19 protein-coding genes are annotated in these 19,884 nt (G+C 46.7%); 7 read left to right on the top strand and 12 right to left on the bottom strand.

Going from position 1 to position 19,884, the window contains the following annotated elements; genetic code table 11:
• Window positions 1-57: 57 nt before the first annotated feature.
• Window positions 58-1,710, top strand: coding sequence for a chaperonin GroEL (gene groL, locus OCU49_RS06305; protein WP_261844133.1), 1,653 nt, complete (start codon window positions 58-60; stop codon window positions 1,708-1,710).
• Window positions 1,711-1,835: 125 nt separating this feature from the next.
• Here groL and OCU49_RS06310 read toward each other — a convergent pair whose 3' ends face one another.
• The 3 genes from OCU49_RS06310 to bcoG all read right to left on the bottom strand — a co-directional run bounded on the left by OCU49_RS06310 (window position 1,836) and on the right by bcoG (window position 5,600).
• Complete coding sequence (locus OCU49_RS06310) at window positions 1,836-2,921, bottom strand: HD domain-containing phosphohydrolase (RefSeq protein WP_261844134.1); 1,086 nt, start codon at window positions 2,919-2,921, stop codon at window positions 1,836-1,838.
• A 210-nt stretch (window positions 2,922-3,131) separates the two neighbouring features.
• Entirely contained in the window at window positions 3,132-4,601 is a 1,470-nt protein-coding gene (locus tag OCU49_RS06315; protein ID WP_261844135.1) for a carnitine 3-dehydrogenase, read from the bottom strand.
• A gap of 81 nt (window positions 4,602-4,682) precedes the next feature.
• A complete protein-coding gene (gene bcoG, locus OCU49_RS06320; RefSeq protein WP_261844136.1) occupies window positions 4,683-5,600 on the bottom strand; it encodes a 3-dehydrocarnitine:acetyl-CoA trimethylamine transferase BcoG in 918 nt (305 codons plus the stop codon).
• Between the two features lie 210 nt (window positions 5,601-5,810).
• On the opposite strand from bcoG, the gene OCU49_RS06325 reads away from it, so the two are divergent.
• Entirely contained in the window at window positions 5,811-6,800 is a 990-nt protein-coding gene (locus OCU49_RS06325) for a GlxA family transcriptional regulator (RefSeq protein WP_261844137.1), read from the top strand.
• A 1-nt stretch (window position 6,801) separates the two neighbouring features.
• On the opposite strand, the gene OCU49_RS06330 is transcribed toward OCU49_RS06325, so the two are convergent.
• The 5 genes from OCU49_RS06330 to cysD all read right to left on the bottom strand — a co-directional run bounded on the left by OCU49_RS06330 (window position 6,802) and on the right by cysD (window position 12,470).
• Window positions 6,802-8,448, bottom strand: a complete 1,647-nt coding sequence (locus tag OCU49_RS06330) for a phosphoethanolamine transferase (RefSeq protein ID WP_261844138.1) — start codon at window positions 8,446-8,448, stop codon at window positions 6,802-6,804.
• Window position 8,449: 1 nt separating this feature from the next.
• Complete coding sequence (locus OCU49_RS06335; protein ID WP_261844139.1) at window positions 8,450-8,818, bottom strand: diacylglycerol kinase; 369 nt, start codon at window positions 8,816-8,818, stop codon at window positions 8,450-8,452.
• A gap of 341 nt (window positions 8,819-9,159) precedes the next feature.
• The gene (locus OCU49_RS06340; RefSeq protein ID WP_261844140.1) at window positions 9,160-9,444 is read right to left on the bottom strand and encodes an SWEET family sugar transporter; all 285 of its coding nucleotides are present in this window, start codon (window positions 9,442-9,444) and stop codon (window positions 9,160-9,162) included.
• Window positions 9,445-9,737: 293 nt separating this feature from the next.
• The gene (gene cysN, locus OCU49_RS06345) at window positions 9,738-11,432 is read right to left on the bottom strand and encodes a sulfate adenylyltransferase subunit CysN (RefSeq protein WP_261844141.1); all 1,695 of its coding nucleotides are present in this window, start codon (window positions 11,430-11,432) and stop codon (window positions 9,738-9,740) included.
• 120 nt (window positions 11,433-11,552) lie between these two features.
• Window positions 11,553-12,470: a sulfate adenylyltransferase subunit CysD gene (gene cysD / locus OCU49_RS06350; RefSeq protein ID WP_261844142.1), complete on the bottom strand. Its 918-nt coding sequence runs from the start codon at window positions 12,468-12,470 to the stop codon at window positions 11,553-11,555.
• Between the two features lie 345 nt (window positions 12,471-12,815).
• Here cysD and OCU49_RS06355 point away from each other — a divergent pair, with 345 nt between their 5' ends.
• Together OCU49_RS06355 and OCU49_RS06360 are read left to right on the top strand one after the other, a co-directional pair.
• The gene (locus OCU49_RS06355; RefSeq protein ID WP_261844143.1) at window positions 12,816-13,610 is read left to right on the top strand and encodes a sulfite exporter TauE/SafE family protein; all 795 of its coding nucleotides are present in this window, start codon (window positions 12,816-12,818) and stop codon (window positions 13,608-13,610) included.
• A 52-nt stretch (window positions 13,611-13,662) separates the two neighbouring features.
• Window positions 13,663-14,421, top strand: coding sequence for a phosphoadenylyl-sulfate reductase (locus OCU49_RS06360; RefSeq protein WP_261844144.1), 759 nt, complete (start codon window positions 13,663-13,665; stop codon window positions 14,419-14,421).
• A 10-nt stretch (window positions 14,422-14,431) separates the two neighbouring features.
• Here the strand turns inward: OCU49_RS06360 and OCU49_RS06365 are convergent, their stop codons facing one another.
• From OCU49_RS06365 to OCU49_RS06380, 4 genes are all read right to left on the bottom strand, one after another.
• On the bottom strand, window positions 14,432-15,868 hold the full coding sequence (locus OCU49_RS06365; protein ID WP_261844145.1) for a sensor histidine kinase: 1,437 nt from the start codon (window positions 15,866-15,868) through the stop codon (window positions 14,432-14,434).
• Between the two features lie 10 nt (window positions 15,869-15,878).
• A complete protein-coding gene (locus OCU49_RS06370; RefSeq protein ID WP_261844146.1) occupies window positions 15,879-16,562 on the bottom strand; it encodes a winged helix-turn-helix domain-containing protein in 684 nt (227 codons plus the stop codon).
• A gap of 8 nt (window positions 16,563-16,570) precedes the next feature.
• Window positions 16,571-17,080 (bottom strand): hypothetical protein, encoded by a 510-nt coding sequence (locus tag OCU49_RS06375; RefSeq protein ID WP_261844147.1) that lies wholly within the window; start codon window positions 17,078-17,080, stop codon window positions 16,571-16,573.
• Between the two features lie 90 nt (window positions 17,081-17,170).
• Window positions 17,171-17,851, bottom strand: coding sequence for a 4'-phosphopantetheinyl transferase family protein (locus OCU49_RS06380; protein WP_261844148.1), 681 nt, complete (start codon window positions 17,849-17,851; stop codon window positions 17,171-17,173).
• 278 nt (window positions 17,852-18,129) lie between these two features.
• Here OCU49_RS06380 and OCU49_RS06385 point away from each other — a divergent pair, with 278 nt between their 5' ends.
• The 3 genes from OCU49_RS06385 to OCU49_RS06395 are packed head-to-tail and all read left to right on the top strand — an operon-like array spanning window position 18,130 to window position 19,881.
• Window positions 18,130-18,855: a beta-ketoacyl synthase chain length factor gene (locus OCU49_RS06385; protein ID WP_261844149.1), complete on the top strand. Its 726-nt coding sequence runs from the start codon at window positions 18,130-18,132 to the stop codon at window positions 18,853-18,855.
• Complete coding sequence (locus OCU49_RS06390) at window positions 18,852-19,628, top strand: lysophospholipid acyltransferase family protein (protein WP_261844150.1); 777 nt, start codon at window positions 18,852-18,854, stop codon at window positions 19,626-19,628. Before OCU49_RS06385 ends, OCU49_RS06390 begins: the two co-directional genes overlap by 4 nt.
• On the top strand, window positions 19,621-19,881 hold the full coding sequence (locus OCU49_RS06395) for a phosphopantetheine-binding protein (RefSeq protein ID WP_261844151.1): 261 nt from the start codon (window positions 19,621-19,623) through the stop codon (window positions 19,879-19,881). The genes OCU49_RS06390 and OCU49_RS06395 overlap by 8 nt, the downstream gene beginning before the upstream one ends.
• Window positions 19,882-19,884 lie beyond the last annotated feature (3 nt).

Consider the following 19,884-nt stretch of genomic DNA (forward strand, 5'->3'; position numbering starts at 1 on the left):
CTCCAGGCCCGGATAAGAATTTTTCAATCTACTTGAATTGAATACAGGATTTTCAAAATGTCTAAAGAAGTATTGTTTGGTAATGACGCGCGTCAGCGCATGCTGGCTGGTGTTAACATTCTGGCAGACGCTGTAAAAACAACTCTGGGGCCTAAAGGTCGTAACGTTGTTCTGGATAAAGCATTCGGCGCGCCAACAGTCACTAAAGATGGTGTATCTGTTGCGAAAGAAATCGAACTGAGCGACAAGTTCGAGAACATGGGCGCTCAGATGGTTAAGGAAGTTGCTTCCCAGGCCAACGATGTTGCCGGTGACGGTACAACTACTGCTACAGTTCTGGCTCAGGCTATCGTTAACGAAGGTCTGAAATCAGTTGCTGCTGGCATGAACCCAATGGATCTGAAGCGCGGTATCGATAAAGCTGCTGCTGCCGTTGTTGAACAGCTGAAAGCAATGGCTGTACCTTGTGCAGATACCAAGTCTATTGCTCAGGTAGGTACTATCTCAGCTAACGCTGACGTACAGGTTGGTGACATCATTGCTGAAGCTATGGAGCGTGTAGGTAAAGAAGGTGTTATCACCGTTGAAGAAGGTACCGGTCTGGAGAATGAACTGGACGTAGTAGAAGGTATGCAGTTTGACCGCGGTTACCTGTCTCCTTACTTCATCAACAACCAGGACAGCATGAGCGTTGATCTGGAAAACCCATTCATGCTGATCGTGGATAAGAAAGTTTCTAATATCCGTGATCTGCTGCCAATCCTGGAACAGGTTGCTAAGTCTTCCCGTCCATTGCTGATCATCGCAGAAGATGTTGAAGGCGAAGCGCTGGCGACTCTGGTTGTTAACAACATGCGCGGTATCGTTAAAGTTGCTGCTGTTAAAGCGCCTGGCTTCGGCGATCGTCGTAAGGCAATGCTGGAAGATATCGCAACTCTGACTGGCGGTACTGTAATTTCTGAAGAAGTTGGTCTGAACCTGGAGGGTGCTTCTCTGGAGCAACTGGGTCAGGCGAAGCGTGTTTCTATCACTAAAGAAAACACGACTATTGTTGACGGTGTTGGCGAAGCTACAGCTATCGAAAACCGTGTTAACCAGATTCGTGCACAGATGGAAGAAACTTCTTCTGATTATGACCGTGAGAAGCTGCAGGAACGCGTTGCTAAGCTGGCTGGCGGTGTTGCAGTTATCAAGGTAGGTGCTGCGACTGAAGTTGAAATGAAAGAGAAGAAAGCACGTGTTGAAGATGCTCTGCATGCAACCCGCGCTGCTGTAGAAGAAGGTGTTATCCCTGGTGGTGGTGTTGCCCTGATCCGTGCAATGGATAAGGTTGGCGTACTGAAAGGTGAAAACCACGACCAGAGCGTTGGTGTTGAGTTGGCTTTCCGTGCTCTGGAAGCACCACTGCGCCAGATCGTTGGTAACGCCGGTGCAGAAGGTTCTGTAATCGTTGCGAACATCCGTGAGAAGGGCGAAGGTAATTTCGGTTACAACGCTGCTTCTGGCGAATACGGCGACATGCTGGCGATGGGTATCCTGGACCCAGCTAAAGTTACCCGTTCTGCATTACAGGCTGCTGCTTCTGTTGCAGGCCTGATGATCACTACTGAAGCGATGATAGCTGATGCGCCTGCTGAAGGCGGTGCTGCTGGTGGCATGCCTGATATGGGTGGCATGGGCGGTATGGGTGGCATGGGCGGCATGATGTAATCAGCCCCCGGCACTCGCCGGCTATGCTTGCGTAGCCGGTTTGCTATAAAAAAATCCCCGATATCTTTACAGGTAGCGGGGATTTTTTATGTCTGAGTTTTCGCGGTCTTGCCGTTGATACGCAGCTATTTTTGCTCGCGTACCACTTTCATAAATATTTCGACCCATTGCTGGTCGAAATCGACACCGGCCTTATTACTTATTTCCAGTAAGGCCCGCATCAGTGGCCGTTTGTGCAACGAGGTGCTGGTGTGTCCGTGAGTGATTGCTTCAAAGGTGTGAACTATGGCAATGATTTTAGCACCAGTGCAAATTTGATTACCGCTAAGTCCTTTAGGGTAGCCACTGCCACTGAATAGCTCCTGATGCTGCATTAGCATTGTTCCGGCATTTTGCGAATCGAACATTGAGCGCATCAGATGAGCAGAAACCTGAACATGCTGGCGCATTAATTTGATCTGATGTTCGTCAAGGGAGCTTTGCTTAGTCAGTAGTGAGGTTGGCAGGAAGGCCATGGCTATATCGTGGGTAAAGAGGGAGGCGGCTAAAGCATTGGCGTCTACCGGGCTGCCGCCAGCTTCATTGGTTGCCAGTGCCAGCTTAACCACTCTGTCGGTCCGGCCCTGCCAGTATCCAACCCGCTGTTCACAAGCTTGTGCCATGTTGTACAGGAAACTGAGGTCTTCACTGGGTTCGGTGAAGCTTTCGAGCCAGTGCTTTTCTTTAAGAGGCACCTGGCTAGTATTAGGGTCCACCAGTGCAATGATATTGACTAGCAGTGGCGCGACCATTTCAGGTGGTGCCATTGAGAGTTTCTGTAATCCTGCTTTTACAGATTCATAGAGTGCATCATCATATTCAACCTGCTGAGCGTCATGATATTGCTCCATAAAATCCCGGGCTTTATCCATAAGCAGTAATACCAGATCGCCGGCTCGGTCGGAAAAGGGGATCTGGCCTTCCCGAACAAGGTCCAGTACGTTTTCCAATTCTTGAAGAATAACGACCATAGGTGCAAAGCTGAGCATGCTTGAGTTAGCTTTTACGGTATGCACGGTACGGAACAGATCGCCCAGTAATTCTGCATCTTCGGGGGAGTGTTCAAGGTCAACTATGCTGGATTCACAAAGTCTGTATTGTTCAAGAAACTCATCATAGGCTTCAGCGAAGAGTTCGTTATCCAGTGAGCCTCCGAGGGAGAACGTGGCCATCGTATAATCCTTTTCCAGCGGCAAATAACGCGGACTTATAGCTAAAAAAAAGCGATTTTAGCACTATACAGGATGCATAACTCATAGAAAGAGTTTTACATGTCACAATGATGACTCTGAGGCGTAACTTAAGTTAATGATTATAAGAGATAATTGCCAAATAGAAACGGGTTGCTCAAGGCAGCCCGTATCGTCTTTTTACTGCTGTTGCTATTTCTTGCCAATCGCATTACCTGCACCTTCAGGTACAGCTAAATCAGAATGGCTGTCAAATATAGCTGTCAGTCTGGTCTGTACATAATCGGTAGCAGGGCAGGTTTTGCCTGCATTAATATCGACATGAAGCAGCATATGTTCGCCAGTGGCAATTAAAGCTCCGGTTTCACGGTTGTACATAAAGTGGAATAAGTGCATTTTTTTAGCACTCTGCGAGATTAGCTGAGTGCGTACTTCAATACCTTGCCCCAGTTTAATGTCGTCCAGATGGCGAATATGAGTTTCTACTGTGTAGTAACTTTGGCCTGCCTGTATATATGCATCATTGACGCCTATAAAGGCCATGAAATTATCGGTAGCATCACTGAAGACCCGCAGATAATTGGCTTCGTTCATGTGACCGTTGTAATCGATCCAGGCAGGAAGTACTTTGCCGCTGAACATTTGCAGAGGCTCTGCACTAATTTCAGGCTGCGCCTGAGCCGGAGACATAGCTTTGAGACGTTGGTCATGCTCGCGCAGCATAGCTCCTACCCCCCAGTCGGCGTTTTTTTGTACCCGCATTATGCCAACCAGGTTGTCATCACGAATTTGTTCTAGCTGGCGAAGGTCGTACATACCTGACTGGGCATCTGACTGATCAGCAATTTTCTGGATTAGTTCATCAGTCAGTTCCGGTACATCCATCAGTTTGGTCCATGGCCACGCAAGGGCAGGACCGAACTGACCGATGAAGTGAGCCATACCGGCTTCACCGCCGGCAATACGGTAGGTTTCAAATAAACCCATCTGTGCCCAGCGTAAACCAAAGCCGAAACGAATAGCATCGTCAATTTCTTCGGTGGTCGCGATATCATCTTTAATCAGCCATAAGCCTTCCCGCCAGACTGCTTCTAGCAGACGGTCAGCAATATGAGCGTCGATTTCCTTGCGAACAACCAGAGGCTTCATGCCGATGCCATCAAGAATCTGTTTGGCACTAGTAACCTGATAAGGGCTGCAGGCCTGGCTGGGCACAACTTCAACCAGTGGTACCAGGTATACCGGATTAAATGGATGTGCCACCATTATTTGTCCCGGATTTGCAGCGTTTTCCTGCAGTTCCGATGGTTTAAAACCAGAAGTTGAAGAGCCTATGATGGCATCACTGCGGCAGGCTGCCTGAATAGAGGCCATCACTTTATGTTTCAGCTCCAGGCGTTCAGGAACGCTTTCCTGAATCCACTGTGCTTCGCTGACGGCTTCTTCCAGAGTAGAGCAGAGTGTCAGTGTGCCTTCAGCTGGCATTGGTACATCGGCCAGTGCGGGAAGGGCGCGGCGAGCGTTGGCAATGACTTCGTTAACTTTACGCTCAGCATCTGGTGCCGGATCAAACAGGCGTACGTCCCAGCCATGTAACAGAAAACGGGCGACCCAGCCGCCACCGATAACTCCACCGCCTATACAGGCTGCAATCTTATTCATATATGTCTCTTTTTTGTTCTCTGAGCCTTAAGGGCGGCTAAACTACTCAGCAGCCCGAAGGCTGCTGTTATTCTGGCAGGTTTACAGTGCCAGTGGGGCACGTTTAGTTAGCTGCATTTTTTCCCGTACTTCAGCAGGGGTCATCAGAGTGGCGCCCATGTTTGTTACGATAGTGGCTGCTTTTTCTACCAGCTGGGCGTTAGTTGCCAATTGCCCTTTGCCTAACCATAGGTTGTCTTCCAGGCCGACACGAACGTTTCCGCCAGCTAGCATTGCAGCGGCAGCAAATGGCATTTGGTTGCGGCCAATAGAGAAAGCAGAGAAGGTCCAGCTTTCCGGAATATTGTTGATCATTGCCATAAAGGTGTTTAGATCATCCGGTGCGCCCCATGGGATACCCATACATAGCTGGATCATTACCGGATCTTCAATAATACCTTCAGATACCAGTTGCTTGGCCAGCCAAAGGTGTCCGGTATCAAAGGCTTCAATTTCAGGGCGAACACCGAGGTCAGTCATCATCTGACCCATTGCGCGAAGCATGCCTGGAGTATTTGTCATCACGTAATCTGCTTCGGCAAAGTTCATGGTGCCGCAATCCAGAGTACAGATTTCAGGAAGGCACTGGCGTACATGTTCCATTCGCTCAGTAGCGCCTACCATATCAGTGGAAGCCTCATTCAGCGGAAGAGGTGATTCAGGGTTACCGAATACCATGTCACCACCCATGCCTGCTGTCAGGTTCAGCACAACATCGACTTCAGCATCCCTGACCCGTTCTGTCAGTTCACGGTATAGCTCTATGCGACGACTTGGTTTGCCCGTGTCAGGTTCACGGACATGGCAGTGAACGATGGCTGCACCTGCTTTGGCTGCATCAATACAATCATTTGCAATTTGCTCAGGACTACGTGGCACGTGTGGTGAGCGATCTTGGCTTCCGCCAGAACCGGTAACGGCGCAGGTAATAAAAGGCTTAGTGTTCGGTTGTAAAGGCATAGCGGGCTCCGCTTATTCAGTCTTACTTGATTATTGTTGTTTAGTGGAGCACAGAGGGTATCCCCTTCTTTGTGCACCGGAATGATCCAATAATTGCACGGGGTGTGGATAACGAGTTTGCACTTAGCGAATATGATTTGATATTTTGCGCAGCCGTTTAGGTTTTTTTCAGATATTATGAAAATGTTTTCTATTCTGGAGTCGCTTCTAATGAGTTTATTTAGCCCAGCTAATGACAGCCTGAATGTAGTCATTCTGCTCATGCCGGATTCTTCTCTGATGTCGTTGGCTTCAACCTTGGATACCATGCGGGCGGCCAATCGGATTTCCCGACGTGTGCTGTTTTCCTGGCGGGTTATTACGCTGGATGGTGAGCCGGCTGTATTGTCCTGTGGGCAGCCTATTCATCCTCAGGGTTCAATGGATCTGGCTATGGATGATACTGATCTGCAACGAGATTTATTAATTTGCATAGCGGCGTTTCATCACGAACAGCACATGGATAAGCAGCGTCTGGCCGGTTTTAAACAGTTTGCCAGAGACTTTGCTTATGTAGGAGGGGTTGAGTCTGGCAGTTGGATGCTAGCCAGAGCCGGTTTGCTGGAAGGAAAAAGTGCAACCACGCACTGGGAAGATCTTGAGGACTTTCGGGACCGTTATCCCAGAGTCGAAGTGCGGCCGGACCGTTATGTGGTTGATGGCCGTATTTTTACAACCGGTGGTGCCGCTCCCACGTTTGATTTTATTTTATATCTGATACGCAGCCGGTATGGCCATACACTCGCGCTTGAGGTTGCCAGTGCCTTTATTTATGACGGTAAGGCTCAGGCGGACTCTCCGCAGCCGCTGGTATCACTGGGGGCACTGGAGCAACACGAGCCCAAATTAAGTGCTGCAGTCAGAATGATGGAATCGCATCTGGATGCACCGCTGAAAACACAAGAGATTGCAGAGGCGCTGGGGTTTAGTGTTCGAAGCCTGGAGAACCTGTTTCGGCGCCGTCTGGATATTAGTCCGCACCAGTATTACAAGCGATTGCGTTTGCAAGCTGCCAGACGGTTAGTGCTGGACAGCCAGCACAGCATGCAGGAAATTGCTGTGCGCAGCGGTTTCAATTCGTTGGCGGTGTTCTCGAGAGAGTTTAGTAGCTTTTATGGGGAAAGCCCCAGTCGGTATCGACGTGAGGCGCGTAGCCGCTGAGTTACTGACGACACTCAGCAAACATATCTAGTGACGATTCATATACGGCTGTTTCTACGTCCATGATGCCTAGCATGCTGTGGAAAACATTATCCTGTGAATAACTGCCGGTCTTCGCCTTTTCTGTGAGGCAGTTTTCGTTAATGCCTTTTTCACGGCTAAATCCTTCTGAAAACCAGGTGATCAGTGGGATTTTTTTCTGGGTATCCGGTGCCAGAAGGTAGGGTATACCGTGTAGAAAAACACCATTTTCTCCTAGTGATTCACCATGGTCAGAAATGTAAAACAGAGCGGTGTTGTATTCAGATTCGAGCGTTTTAAGTTTTTCTATGGTTTGGCTGATGACGTAGTCGGTGTAAAGAATCGTATTGTCATAAGTATTAACAATTTCCTCGACTTCACAGTTTTCAATATCGCTGCGCGGGCAGTCAGGTGTGAATACTTTAAAGCCAGCTGGATAACGCTGATAGTAAGTAGGGCCGTGACTACCGATAAGGTGCAGTGTAATTAAGCGGTTATTTGTAAGACTGCTGACGTTACTGGAAAAGTTGTCCAGTAAGGCCATGTCATAGCAAGTTTTGCCATCACATAAAGGATGGCTGCTACCGCGATCAATAACTTCCGTTTTTACCCGGTCTGCAACGCCTTTATGGCCTCCGTCATTTTCTTTCCAGAAAATATCAACACCAGCACGCTGCAGAATATCCAGCAGATTGTCCTGATTCGCAGCGATTTGTTTATCGTAGTTTTCACGTGTCAGGCTGGAAAACATGCAAGGCACGGAAAGTGCGGTGGCTGTGCCGCAGGACGTTACATCCTGAAATGAAGTTACGCCGATTTCCTGAGTAAATTTATTGGTTGGCCGCGGGTAGCCGTTAAGCTGGTAGTTTTGTGCCCGTGCTGTTTCACCCAGAACAAAAACCATGAGTGTTGGTTTTTTAGCCTGTATTGCTGCGGTTTTTTGCTGGGCGTCTGCACCAATTATTTTATGTGTAACAGGTTCGGTGAGGTAAGTGGTATTGACGTAATTAGCGGTGCTGTAGACATACTCGGTTGGCACTATCATTTTCTTCAGATAGTGATTATTGCGGCCTACAGAGCTGTAGTCCTGATAATAGAGCCAGAAGGTAACCAGTATTATTCCGATGGCTGTAGCAATGCCAAGGCATTTTTCTATCAGTAAGGATAAGGTCTTTTGCTTGCGTCGTTTAACGCAGAGAAGTAACAGTGTCGGAACAATGCCCAGCAGTAAAACCCAGCTGAATGAGTACAGGCTGATGTAAGCGCTGGCCTCCGAACTGTCGGTTTCGAAAATGTTTTCCACCATGCCATAGTCGATATAAATGCCGTAGTTGTAGATGGAGTAGCTGACCATGCTGGAGGTAATCAGAATCAGGCTGAACAGTGGTTTGGTCAGGTATGGCCAGACAGCGAGGTTGAAGACCAGATATATAATCGCAAAAACGAAGAAAGGAATGGATACCACAAAGCCTGTTTTGACTGCTTCAGCTTCAGACAATATTTTATAAAATTCCTGAAAAAGCGGGAGGTTGAGTACCAGCACATAGTAAAGCGTCAGGCAGAGTGTGATCTGGGCGATGCTCAGTTCCGGGAGTTTCAGTTGTTTGAGTACTGCAGGGTATGTCATGTTATTTAACCAGTGGAAGTAGCAGGGTTATCCAGAGTGCTGCTGTGCCGAACAGGCAAACAAATACAGCCGCAGAGCCTATATCTTTGGCACGGCCGCTGAGTTCGTGGTGCTCCGGTCCGATCCGGTCGACCACCGCTTCAATTGCAGAGTTGAGTAGTTCGGTGATCAGTAGCAACACCAGACTGCCGATGAGCAGGATGCGCTCAATCTGTGTGACGGGCAGCATGATGGCGAAGAGAGTACCGACGATTAGTAATGCTGTTTCCTGACGGATAGCTGCCTCATTTTGCCAGGCAGCGATCAATCCTTTGATCGAATATCCGGTTGCAAAGCACAGCCGTTTCAGGCCTGTATAACCGGGTTTCATAATAGTGTCCGGGTAGTTAAATGCAGGCTATTATCGGTATCAGCTGTGGAAAAAATGTCGAAGTAATGACAGGCTTTTTTTAAACAGTTTGTTTGAATAAGTGACGGTGGTGATAAATGCATCGATGCTCTCCGGCAAATGTGTGCAGGCGAGTATGCAGAGAAATAGTAAAGCTGATTTGTCAGTAATCTGAATAATTATTCATGAATTAAGTTGAACTATCCGGGTTGTTTGAATATGTGGAAGGCGTGGTTTGTTACAGGTTTGTTGTGGGAAGCAGTTGTTGGAACTAGCTGAGTTTTAAAAGCTGATCTTAGATGCCAGAAAGTTTGGCTGCTAGATTATAAAGATTTATCCGCAGGCTTTTTTTGCTGGCGTTTGTAGAGTGTAAGTATCAGGACAGATAAAGCCAGAATAAGCGTAATCAGATTGGCCAGTAACATGGGCAAATCTTCGACGATAATACCGTACGTTAGCCACATAGCGACGCCAAATGTGAAGATACTATACATCAGCAAAGATATACCATCGACATTTCCGGTACGCAATATTTGAATGACCTGCGGAATAAAGGATGCGGTTGTACAAAAGGCTGCAGTCAGGCCAATGATTGTAGTGTTATCCATCAGAGATACTCTTTTTTGACTGTATATAGGTTATGTCTAGTTAGTAAAGCGTGGCGATTATATGAAGCCGATAATTTAATCACAATGATATATCGGGTTGTTTTTATGACAATTAGGTTAAGTTTTTGTGCGACTGAACCGGGAATATCAGACAAAAGAAAGCCGCCTGATCCGGTGAGGAGGAATCGGCGGCTAAAGGGTGCAGGCGGCAATCTCAGGCAGTAATTATTAATTACTGAGCTGAGAATGTCGTACTGCTGGACAAATCGGTGTCTGGAATTTTCTTCCAGTATTTATACACGCTCACTTAGCAGTTCAAGTACGGCATCAAGCTGTTGCTGTAATGTGTTGCGACTGGCGTTAAGACTAAGATCGGCTTGGCCTGCATCAATGTCTACATGCAGTGCGCCGGCAAAACTTTGCGTTGCGCTGACCAGTACTATTAGTCCTTGCTTATTCAGTAAGTTAGCAGTTACTTCTGCCTGGCGGCCCAAGTCCTCAGCGTTAAGCGTGACAACTGCGCGGCCCTGACTAAACAAGCGCTGTTCAACGGTATGTAATAGCTGTTCTCTACGTTCTGAATCTGTACCGGTAATGACCAGGCTTAGTGGTTGCTGGCCAAAGCGCTGTGCTTTTTGTTGGCTGCTAACCGGGCCTTCTGTCAGTGCTGCTTCATCGTCTTGTAGCTGATTACTAACGATCATACCGGCTGCAACGGTAGCGTTAGTAAAACGGTCGATCACAATAAAAGCACCGGTGCCGGCGATTTCCTGATAATCGTCAGCGATTACAGCTTGTTCCAGAGTGATTTCACAACGGCCAATCTCGTTTAGCGAAAGTGAGGCGGCGGGCTGGTTTTCCTGAGTGTTTACATCAACCCTATGACGGATGCTGCTGATTTTGCCAGTGTGGGTTTGGCTGGCTAGTTTAATGTCGTAATCTTTACCTGTTTCCAGTGGCGTGTCTGTCAGCCATACCAGGTTGGCATCAAAGCGCTCGTGGGTTTCAGGCAGTTTTTCACTGTGCACCAGAGTATCGCCACGACTAATATCTATTTCGTCCTCAAGCGTCAGTGTTACTGCCATCTGAGCAAAAGCGGATGTCAGTTCACCGTCCATTGTGACGATAGACTTTACTGTGCTGGTTTTGCCGGATGGTAATACGGTAATCGCATCGCCAGGCTTTACTGAACCGGATGAAACGGTGCCACAGTAACCCCGGAAATCCAGGTTTGGCCGGTTAACATACTGTACCGGAAAACGTAACGTATCCGTGTTGTTGTCTTCATCCAGTTCAATGTTTTCCAGCAGATCCATCAGTGAACCTTCTGTATACCATGATGTATGTTCACTCGTTGTTACGACGTTGTCACCATTCAGGGCTGACATAGGAACAAAGCGAATGTCTTTCAGGTTCAGGTTACTGGCGAAGTTCAGATATTCCTGTTTGATTTCTTCAAAACGTGCCTGGCTGAATTCCACCAGGTCCATTTTGTTGATAGCTACTACAGTGTGTTTAATACCCAGTAAAGAGGCAATGAAGCTGTGTCGTTTAGTTTGCACCTGTACACCGTGACGGGCATCAATCAGAATGATTGCCAGATCGCAGGTAGATGCGCCGGTAGCCATGTTTCGGGTGTACTGCTCGTGCCCCGGGGTGTCGGCAATAATGAATTTACGCTTTTCGGTAGAGAAATAGCGGTATGCAACATCAATAGTGATGCCTTGTTCACGTTCAGCTTGTAACCCGTCTACCAGTAATGCCAGATCCAGTGCTTCACCGGCATTACCTTGTTTGGCATTATCGGCGTGCAATGCTGCTAACTGATCTTCATACAGCATTTTTGAATCGTGCAGTAAGCGTCCGATCAGAGTGGACTTGCCGTCATCTACGCTACCGCAGGTCAGAAACCGCAGCAGTTCTTTGTTTTCATGTTGTGCCAGATAGGCGTTAATGTCTTCGGCGATGAGTTCCGATTGATGGCTCATGATGCTAATCCCGATATCTACCTGTGAGTCAGACTGGCAGGTAGTGAAAATATTATGTTTTGTCTTTAACAGCCTTTCAGGTTGCCAAGAGAGCGTAGCTTTTGGATAAAAAATTCAGGGCTAGAAATAGCCGGCAATTTTCTTCTGTTCCATAGACCCTGCTCCGTCATGATCGATAACCCGGCCCTGACGTTCAGATGTTGTGCTAAGCAGCATCTCCTGAATGATTTCAGGCAATGTAGTAGCCGTTGATTCAACTGCGCCGGTTAGTGGGTAACAGCCTAAAGTACGGAAGCGCACCATCTTGTTTTCAGGCACTTCATCTGCATCCAGTGGCATACGCTCGTCATCGACCATGATGTCTACGCCATCGCGCTGGACCACCGGACGTTTAGCGGCAAAATACAGCGGTACAATTGGAATGCTTTCCAGATAGATGTACTGCCAGATATCCAGTTCAGTCCAGTTCGAAAGTGGGAATACACGAATGCTTTCACCTTTGTCGATGCGGGTATTAAACGTATTCCACAGTTCAGGGCGCTGATCTTTTGGGTTCCAGCGGTGGTGTTTGTCCCTGAAGGAGAAAACTCGCTCTTTGGCGCGGGATTTTTCTTCATCACGTCGGGCCCCACCGAAGGCTGCGTCAAACTGGTATTTGTCCAGGGCTTGCTTGAGCCCCTGTGTTTTCATGATATCGGTATGTTTGGCGGAGCCGTGTTTAAACGGGCTGATGTCCATGTCGACACCTTCCTGGTTGATATGGACAAGTAATTCCATACCGGCTTCATCCGCCATTTTGTCGCGAAATTCAATCATTTCTTTGAATTTCCAGGTGGTGTCCACGTGAAGCAGTGGAAAAGGAGGCTTACCCGGATAAAAGGCTTTGCGTGCTAAGTGAAGCATGACCGCCGAGTCTTTACCGACCGAATAAAGCATGACCGGGTTTTCGAACTCGGCAATAACTTCACGAATAATGTGAATACTTTCGGCTTCAAGCTGGCGTAGGTGGGTCAGCTTGTGGGGTGATACTAGGCTCATCGCTGTGTGCTCAATTATGAATCAAAGAAATTAGACTTAGACCAAAGAGTGTCTGATGGTTTTTTTGACCGGTTGACTCCTTGTGCTAATTATTATTCCAATAAAAAAATCAAAACATAAAAGAATAAATAATTATTTTTTATTCCTTTTAGTAATATAGGGGTTCAAAGGCTGGTACCATCAACTTATTCGTTTTGGTTATTGAAGTTAATTTAAATATTATTTCATGGAATAAGGAGATCATGGGTAATATGAGGTATTAATTTTTCAATAATCGGTTTTGATGTGATTGATATTGATTATTGTGAAATATGTTAGCTAAACAGAGACACAAGTGAGCATGTAATGGAGATTGGCTATGTGATCGCTGGCGCTATGGTTGGCGTGTTAGTGGGGTTTACAGGCATTGGTGGTGGTGCACTGATGACGCCGATGCTTATTTTGGGGTTCGGTGTGCCTGTAGTAACAGCGGTGAGTACAGATCTGGTTTATGCCGCAGTCACTAAGTTTGCTGGTGGTGTGGCATATGCGCGACAGCGCTTGGTGGCATGGCGGCTGGTGGTATTACTGCTTTGTGGCAGTGTGCCCGGAAGTCTGGTGGCATTGCATTATCTGCGGACGGCTGAAACGTTGGAGAGCCAGGTGACACTGGTGAATCTTATTCTTGGTGTCAGTCTGGTTCTAACATCGCTGGTACTTTGTCTGCGCGGCAGAATTCAGCGTTGGCAGGCAGCACGGCAGAGTAGTGATTCTAAGGCTGTAGATGAACCTGCAGGCTTTGGTGGTAAAGATCTGATTCTGATTGTATCAGGATTTGTCTTGGGTGGTTTAGTGACTTTGTCATCAGTAGGTGCTGGCGCGTTAGGCACTGCTCTGCTGATTTTGTTATTTCCCCGCATGAGTATGCGCCGCATTGTTGGTACTGATTTAGCGCATGCGGTGGTGCTAACGGCGGTCGCCGGTAGCGGCCATTACAGTATGGGGAATCTGGATTTTGTATTACTGAGCTATTTGCTGATGGGGTCTGTTCCGGGCGTCATTCTCGGTAGCCAGCTGGCAAAGCACCTTTCCTCAGCGGTGTTGCAGCCAATTATAGCAATACTGCTGTTTGGGATCGGCGTGCGCTTTATGCTGATCTGATAATTTATAAAACGTGTCGTTGAACATGTAACAAGAGCGATGGTGAGAAAAAGTGAGTGATTCAATTTCCCCACAGTTAGCTGCCAAGGTAGAGCATAGCGTGAGCGTGCTGCAGCAGGCGGCCAGTGAATATGGTTCAGGTGTTGTGTTTGCCAATAGTCTGGGCGCTGAAGATGTTGTTATAACAGACCTTCTACAACGTGCTAATACGGGTATCGCAAGCTTTGTGCTGGATACCGGCCGCTTGCCGGAAGAAACGCTGACACTGCTGGAAGCTGTACAGCAGCGTTACCCTGAGTTGCCTGTCAAAGTTTATTATCCGCTTGCTGAACAAGTGGAAACTTACGTGGCAAACCATGGTGTTAATGCTTTTTATCGCAGCCAGACATTACGTAAATCTTGTTGTGCTGTGCGTAAGCTTGAGCCATTGAAGCGTGCCCTGGCAGGTAATTCTGCCTGGATTACCGGGTTGCGTCGGGAACAGTCTGTCACCCGTGAAGAGGTGGGTTTTAAAGAATACGATGCCGGTAATGCTATGGATAAATTTAATCCACTGGCTGACTGGACGGATGCAGATGTATGGGCGTATATCCGTGCTTACGATGTGCCTTATAACCAACTGCATGATAAGAACTTCCCAAGTATTGGTTGCGCGCCCTGTACCCGGGCGGTGAGTCAGGGAGAAGATATTCGTGCTGGTCGTTGGTGGTGGGAAAACCCTGAAACCCGGGAGTGTGGTTTGCACCCGGGTACGCCTGCTCAGACCGTAGCTGAAACGTCAAAAGGCGTGGCGGATTTTTTGCCAGGCTGATTTAGGTTTCTCATTTATGACTCCCGGTCGCGTTCAGCGTAAGTGTGACCGTCAGGCCGGGTGTGTGTTTTCTGTTACTGATTTCTAGTTTACCCTGCATAGCTTCAACCGCGGCTTTAACAAAGCTAAGACCAAGCCCGTTACCCTGCGACTCTTGTCGGCTGGTGTCCAGTCTGTAGAAACGGTCACTCAGGTATTGAATGGATGCCTGGGGAACACCGGGACCATTATCGTTTACTTCTATTATTAGTTTATCCGCTAAGTTTGATATGTTGATTTCTATATCACTGTTCTCAGGACTGTATTTACTGGCATTGTCTAGCAGATTACAAAGGCTCTGTTGCAGGAGATCTTCATTAGCATGGGCGAAATGAGCTGCCGAATGGTAAATGATGCTCTGGTTACGGCTTTCTAAAACCGGTTCGTATAATTCAATGGCGTCCTGAATGGTCTGGCTAATCTCAACTGGCTGCTTTTGAAAACTAGCTTGTCCTTCAAGCTGATTGATGCGCAATAACAGATTAAAGGTACTTAACAGTCGCTGTAATATTTGTTCGCTGCTTGCCAGAGCGGGGTAATGTCTTGCCTGTTCTTGTATCTGGTTGTACACCCCGGTTAAGGGAGTGCGTAAATCATGCGCTATATTGGCTGCCTGCCGGCGGCTTTTAAGCACGCTGTCTTCCATATGACTGAGTAAAGTGTTGAGCTGGTCAGTGGTGTGTCGCAGTGGACCTGTAATGTTTTTCTCAGGTATACGCTGGTCAAGAGTACGGTTGCTGATGATGGTTGCGCAGGTCTGGTTGATGTCTTTCAGTCGGGTGGTGATACGGCGCACAAACAGTCCGATAAAGAGTAGCCCCACAATTAAAAACAGCATTAACAGGACACCTAAGCGTGTGACACTTTGTGCCTGTTTTAAAAGGTGTTCAGTGTTCACAGCCAACAGAATACTTTCTTCTTCGGCTAGCCGGCTTTGTTCATAGAGAGTGGGAAATAATTCAGAGGGTACTTCGGCGTCGTACAGCTCTTCTGTATCAGAGTCTATATATTCTGACTCTGGTTCATCTATAGGGACCCAAAAACCAATATAGTTTTTTCCGTTTAAGGTGAAATTGATACCGTCGCCAAGTCCGACCTGTTTTTCTGAAAGTGTGATAGCCGGAAAAGCGCCCTGAAAGTTTTTAAAACGTTGCCCGCGGTGCTGATAAATATAAATGAACAGGTCGTCACGATTATTGCGTATCCAGCGAATCAGTGAACGGGGGCCTTCTTCATAGTGAATGTCTTCAAGGTTAGAGAGTTCTGTGCCAAGTAATGGCAGCGCTGCTTCTTCCAAATACCAATCTTCAATCAGCAGGCTGATACTGATTAACAGAGCAAGTGCCAGTGTCAGTATCAGGCCGTAAATGCTGTACAGTGCTGCGAATGGGTCGCGCCAGAAATTCATTGAGGCTTACTCATGGTCGAGTTGAAAGTTTATAACCAGCACCACGAATGGTGTGTAGTAAAGGTGGGCTATCGGGGAGGTCTATTTTTTTTCGTAATCGACCGATATGCACATCTATAACATTGGTTTGCGGGTCAAAGTTATAGCCCCACACTTGTTCAAGAAGCATGGTACGGGTGATGACCCGCTCCGGGTGGCTGAGAAAGTATTCAAGAATCTGGAATTCTCTGTTATTCAACTGTATGACGTGTGCTGCTCGGGAGACTTCGCGGTTTAAACGGTTGAGCTGCAGGTCTGCTAGCTGAAGGATTTCCTGAAAGGCCTGAGTAGTAACAGGGCTGCGGCGGGCCAGTATTTCTGCGCGGGCCAGCAGTTCGCTGAAGGCAAAAGGTTTAATCAGGTAGTCGTCGCCGCCACCTCTGAGGCCTTCAACTCTGTCGTCAACGCTGTCGAGAGCGCTGAGGATTAGCGTTGGTGTTTGATTACCTGCAGCTCGTAATGCCCGCAGCATTTGCAGGCCATCTGTACGGGGCATCATGCGGTCGGTAATTATCAGATCATATTCACCGTTCAGAGCCATAACTAAACCAATATGGCCATCTTCGGCATGATCGGTGTGATGGCCAGACTCAGCCATACCCTGACGAATATAGCTGGCCTGTTCCTGATTATCTTCAACAAGCAGTATTTTCATGCTGTCTGTTAGTACTCCCGCGAGTCCGTATAATCTTCTTCTGCTTCCAAATACTCTTCATCAAGCGTTTCGCTGTGGATGATTTGAAATTCCTGACTGTCCATTTCAGCAATGATGATGCTATCAGCTTGTGCTACCTCTATCACGTAGATCAGTTCTGATCTGTCATCAATATCTGTGCTGACGCTGAGAATTTCACCGCTGAAAATACGTTCAGCGGTATCAATTGCAGTGCCCAGATCGATATCCGGAGTAATGCTTTCGGTCAGGCTGCCATCTTGCGCATCCAGGATCAGAGTATTTGGTTTACTGTAACCAAAGCTGGTGAAGCGGTATTGCGTGCGAGTACCGGATTCATCAAGTGTCACTTCAGTAATAGGCGTTTTGGTTTGTGCCTGGGCTTTATCAAATAACTCACCAAGCGGCAGCGTTGTCGCAGCAAAACCTGAGGTACTGAATGCTGTAGCTGTTAGTGCAAGGATAGACAAGGCTGACTTAGAAAGAATTGATTTAGACATGATTATTCTCCTCGTTAATTGATGCAGGAGAGTATGTATGATTCAGACTGAATGGAATTTGTCAGTAACATGACAATTTTGTCATGTTAATCAGTCAAGCTTGAACTGAGTAACATTGCAGTATTCTATTGTACTCAGCCGCTGTTGTGAGGCTATTACCAGTTTGCAGTTGTGCTGTTGCAGCTCAGCTTCTTTCAGATAAATTCTACCTGCTTGCTTGTTGTCGTTTAGAGAGCATATTTTTTCAATGGGGGTAGTGTTTATATTAAGTATGCTTTGTAGCTTGTAAGTGGCTTCTTTTATACACCAGCTGCGATAAAAAAAGTCAGTCTGTTTTTCCTGTGGCAATGTGAGTAAGTGTTGTTTCTCTGCTGCTGTCATGAAGCCTGTCGCCATTGTTTGTAAGTTGTTTCTTGGCTTTTTGTATTCGATATCAATACCGGTTGCTTCATGTGTCAATGTTAGAGCAATCAGGTTATTGCTGTGGCTAAGGCTTATAAAAATATTATTGAATGGAGCTGTGAGTTCAGGTGGGGCGTTATCTGATTCAGTGATTTGCCAGAGTAAATTAGTTTGTTTGAAGTGGTCATTGAGTGCGTGTCTTAGCAGAGTCCGGCTGACAATGTACTCACGGTATTTACGCGCATGGGATATCTTTTCTAGCTTCATTTTTTCTGAAGCTGAAAGCATTGGTAGTAAGGCTTTTTCCAGTGATTCGGAATAAGTATTTAATTCTGCAAGCCAGAGTGTAAGAGCTTGTGTGTGGGGCAAGTGGGATCCCATGAGCAGATAATTAAAATCAATTAGGCTAAGTTAATTAGTTAGCTCTAAGTTATCTAAGCTTAATTTAACTTATCAGCTTTATCATTAGTTATTGCTTCAGTTTATCGGGTTTGTATTGTTGTATTTGGTGCTAAGTTGTTGTTTTAAATTTGAGGGACTTGCAACTGACTACTTCCAAGGTAGAATTCTTCGATTCGCTGAAAGTATTATTGATTGTCTTACCTTTAGACTGTTTTACAGATTGTTGTCACAGGGGAGTGGGAAGGTTGTTACGTTTTAATATTGATGCATGGAATGCCTACGCTCCTGGTCTGGAAGGTATTCCAGCTTGGCAGGACTGGTTTGCTAATCCTGTGGCTGTTAATGACGCTGTAAAACCTGCTGTGATGAAAGCGATACCGGCAATGTTAAGGCGTCGTTTTACGCCTTTAGGTAAAGTTGCTATGGGCGCTGCTCTGCCTTTGCTGGATGGTATCGATTCTATTCCAAGTGTGTTTGCTTCCCGTCATGGTGATACACCACTTACTCTTGATTTATTGCAAGAGATTGGCCGTGATGAGCCAATGTCGCCTACTGCTTTTAGTTTGGCCGTCCATAATGCCGTTGGAGGCTTATATTCAATAGCCCGTAAAGATCAGAGTCCGATTAATGCGATTGCTGCCAGTAAAGGGCTAGTGGTACAGGCTTTATTGGAAGTTATATGCCAGTTACAAGTCCATGGGCGAGTACTGTGTGTTATCTATGATGTAGTGTTGCCCAGCATTTATCAGGCGTATTGCCGAGGCCCTGAATTTCCACTAGCGTTGGCGATGATTATCAGTCGTGATGGCGATAACATTTATGAGCTGGAGCAAAATTCTGCAAATGAAAAAGGTGTTACTGAAGATTATCAGGATACTTTGAAGTTGATTGCCATGCTGTTAGGAAAAGAAGATGTTGTAAGTTATCAGATCAGACAATCTCAGTGGACTTTAAACCGAGGTTGTAAATGACGGTTATTGGGCGAAGCCTTAATCATATATGGCGCTGGATTGGAACCGCATTCAGTTTCTTGGTGTTTGGTATCGGCGGTGTGCTGTTGCCGGTAATTGTAGTGCCGGTTCTAAATTTATTGTATCGGGATGTGAATAAAAGGCAGTCTGCTGCAAAACGCTTTATACATCATTCGTTTCGGTTCTATATAGGAATGATGCGATTTCTGGGGGTATTAACTTATCAGATTGACGATGTAGAGAAATTTCGTGGTGCTCAGCTGGTCCTTGCAAATCATCCGTCCTTAATTGATGTGATCTTTCTGATAGCGCTCTTACCGAATGCCAATTGTGTTGTTAAGGGCCGTCTGGTGCAAAATCCTTTTACACGTGGACCTATCCGAACAGCTGGTTACATTATTAATGATGGTAGCGAAGATGTACTGGCTATGGCGAAAGATGCGTTTGTCAGAGGAGAAGCGTTGATCGTGTTTCCTGAGGGTACCCGGACTGAGCCGGATCAGGCTCCTCTTTTTAAACGTGGTGCCGCTCAGATAGCTGTGCGAACAGAAGCTGATATATCACCTGTGCTGATTGAATGTTCCCCCACAACACTTACTAAATCTGATCGTTGGTATGAAGTACCGGATAAAAAAGTACATGTTCGTATTCAGGTACAGGATATGATTCTCGCTGAACAATATATGGCGCCGGTATCTCCGGCTAAATTAGCCCGGGTGTTAACCCGGGATCTGAATGAATATTTTAACAAGGAATTAAAAGTGTATGAGTGAATTAAGCATCGAACTCAAACATATGATTATTGAAGCGCTGGATCTGGAAGATATAAGTGTTGATGACATTATTGATGAAGAACCGTTGTTCGTAGAAGGCTTAGGGCTGGATTCCATTGATGCTCTGGAAATAGGTCTGGCGTTGCAAAAGCGTTACGGCATCACTTTGAAATCAGACTCAGAAGACACGCGAAAGCATTTTTCCAGCATCACTGCTCTGGAGTCTCTGGTTGAATCTCAGCGAGTTAAATAAGAG

The sequence above is a fragment of the Aliamphritea ceti genome, from assembly GCF_024347215.1.
Classification (GTDB): domain Bacteria; phylum Pseudomonadota; class Gammaproteobacteria; order Pseudomonadales; family Balneatricaceae; genus Amphritea; species Amphritea ceti.

Bases quoted from the DNA above. Each gene is read 5' to 3' on its own strand.
- groL (WP_261844133.1), top strand. From the start codon at position 58: ATGTCTAAAGAAGTATTGTTTGGTAATGACGCGCGTCAGCGCATGCTG.
- OCU49_RS06310 (WP_261844134.1), bottom strand. From the start codon at position 2,921: ATGGCCACGTTCTCCCTCGGAGGCTCACTGGATAACGAACTCTTCGCT.
- OCU49_RS06315 (WP_261844135.1), bottom strand. From the start codon at position 4,601: ATGAATAAGATTGCAGCCTGTATAGGCGGTGGAGTTATCGGTGGCGGC.
- bcoG (WP_261844136.1), bottom strand. From the start codon at position 5,600: ATGCCTTTACAACCGAACACTAAGCCTTTTATTACCTGCGCCGTTACC.
- OCU49_RS06325 (WP_261844137.1), top strand. From the start codon at position 5,811: ATGAGTTTATTTAGCCCAGCTAATGACAGCCTGAATGTAGTCATTCTG.
- OCU49_RS06330 (WP_261844138.1), bottom strand. From the start codon at position 8,448: ATGACATACCCTGCAGTACTCAAACAACTGAAACTCCCGGAACTGAGC.
- OCU49_RS06335 (WP_261844139.1), bottom strand. From the start codon at position 8,818: ATGAAACCCGGTTATACAGGCCTGAAACGGCTGTGCTTTGCAACCGGA.
- OCU49_RS06340 (WP_261844140.1), bottom strand. From the start codon at position 9,444: ATGGATAACACTACAATCATTGGCCTGACTGCAGCCTTTTGTACAACC.
- cysN (WP_261844141.1), bottom strand. From the start codon at position 11,432: ATGAGCCATCAATCGGAACTCATCGCCGAAGACATTAACGCCTATCTG.
- cysD (WP_261844142.1), bottom strand. From the start codon at position 12,470: ATGAGCCTAGTATCACCCCACAAGCTGACCCACCTACGCCAGCTTGAA.
- OCU49_RS06355 (WP_261844143.1), top strand. From the start codon at position 12,816: ATGGAGATTGGCTATGTGATCGCTGGCGCTATGGTTGGCGTGTTAGTG.
- OCU49_RS06365 (WP_261844145.1), bottom strand. From the start codon at position 15,868: ATGAATTTCTGGCGCGACCCATTCGCAGCACTGTACAGCATTTACGGC.
- OCU49_RS06370 (WP_261844146.1), bottom strand. From the start codon at position 16,562: ATGAAAATACTGCTTGTTGAAGATAATCAGGAACAGGCCAGCTATATT.
- OCU49_RS06375 (WP_261844147.1), bottom strand. From the start codon at position 17,080: ATGTCTAAATCAATTCTTTCTAAGTCAGCCTTGTCTATCCTTGCACTA.
- OCU49_RS06390 (WP_261844150.1), top strand. From the start codon at position 18,852: ATGACGGTTATTGGGCGAAGCCTTAATCATATATGGCGCTGGATTGGA.
- OCU49_RS06395 (WP_261844151.1), top strand. From the start codon at position 19,621: ATGAGTGAATTAAGCATCGAACTCAAACATATGATTATTGAAGCGCTG.